The following is a 1,285-nucleotide window of genomic DNA, read 5'->3' as shown; positions in this document are numbered from 1 at the left end:
CGTGCGCGCCGTGCTGCGCCGCGCCAGTGCCCGCGAGGCTGCAGCCAAGACGCCAAGCCAGCAGGCCCGCTCTCTCGAGCGCGGCCAGCTCGTCATGGACCAGGAGCGCCACACCTGCACCTGGAAAGGCGAGCCGGTGACGCTCACCGTCACCGAGTTCCTGATCCTGCATTCGCTGGCGCAGCGTCCCGGTGTCGTAAAAAGCCGTGATGCGCTGATGGATTCGGCTTATGATGAACAGGTCTATGTCGACGACCGCACCATCGACAGCCACATCAAGCGGCTGCGCAAGAAGTTCAAGGCCGTCGACGACGACTTCGAGATGATCGAAACCCTTTACGGAGTCGGATACCGGTTCCGCGAAGCATAAGTAGCAGGGCCTGCTATTCGATGGCAGTGGAAGCACAGCGAACAAGACCGGCGGGCGCCTCCAGGCGGCCGTCGCGGATCATGCCGTCCTTCGTCTCGAAGATCACGGTGCCGATGCGCCGCTTCCTTGGCCATCACATCTTTTCCAGCCTGACGCGGCGTATCCTGTTCCTCAACCTTGCCGGCCTCGCCGTGCTGGTGACCGGCATCCTCTATCTCAACACCTTCCGCGACGGGCTGATCGACGCCCGCGTCGAAAGCCTGATGACCCAGGGCGAGATCATCGCCGGCGCCATCGCCGCTTCGGCGACGGTCGAGACGGATTCGATCAGCATCGACCCGGAAAAGCTGCTTGAACTGCAGGCCGGCGAAAGCCTTGGGCCGGGCTCGGACCAGCTCGACAATCTCGACTTTCCGATCAACCCGGAGCGTGTCGCACCGGTGCTTAGAAGGCTGATCTCGCCGACCAGGACCCGCGCCCGCATCTATGACCGCGACGCCAATCTGCTGCTCGATTCGCGCCACCTCTATTCGCGTGGCCAGATCCTGCGCTACGACCTGCCGCCGGTCGAGGAAGAAGAGCCCGATCTGGTCGAGCGCATCCAGAAATTCGTCTTCGACTTCTTCCGCAACACCGAGCTGCCGGTCTATCACGAGCAGCCGGGCGGCAATGGCGCCGCTTTCCCGGAAGTGGTCAAGGCGCTCACCGGCAGCCCTTCGACCATCGTGCGCGTCAGCGAGCAGGGCGAGCAGATCGTTTCGGTGGCGGTGCCGATCCAGCGCTTTCGTGCCGTCCTGGGCGTGCTGATGCTGTCGACCGAAGGCGGCGACATCGACAAGATCGTCGCCGCCGAGCGCAAGGCGATCCTGCGCGTCTTCGGCATCGCGGCCCTTGTCGCCGCCATCCTGTCGATGC

General features: G+C 64.1%; 2 protein-coding genes. Both read left to right on the top strand.

Annotated features, from left to right (window positions below; all coding sequences use genetic code 11):
* Window positions 1–370 (top strand): response regulator transcription factor (locus tag ENZ75_RS32085; protein WP_206617156.1); only part of this gene is annotated, 370 nt, incomplete at its 5' end.
* Window positions 371–390: 20 nt separating this feature from the next.
* A partial coding sequence (locus ENZ75_RS32080) for a stimulus-sensing domain-containing protein (RefSeq protein ID WP_206617155.1) occupies window positions 391–1,285 on the top strand: 895 nt, incomplete at its 3' end.

It is taken from the genome of Mesorhizobium sp. M7A.F.Ca.CA.002.04.1.1, from assembly GCF_004022805.1.
GTDB lineage: Bacteria > Pseudomonadota > Alphaproteobacteria > Rhizobiales > Rhizobiaceae > Mesorhizobium > Mesorhizobium ciceri.
This window is presented reverse-complemented; position numbering and strand designations above follow the sequence as displayed.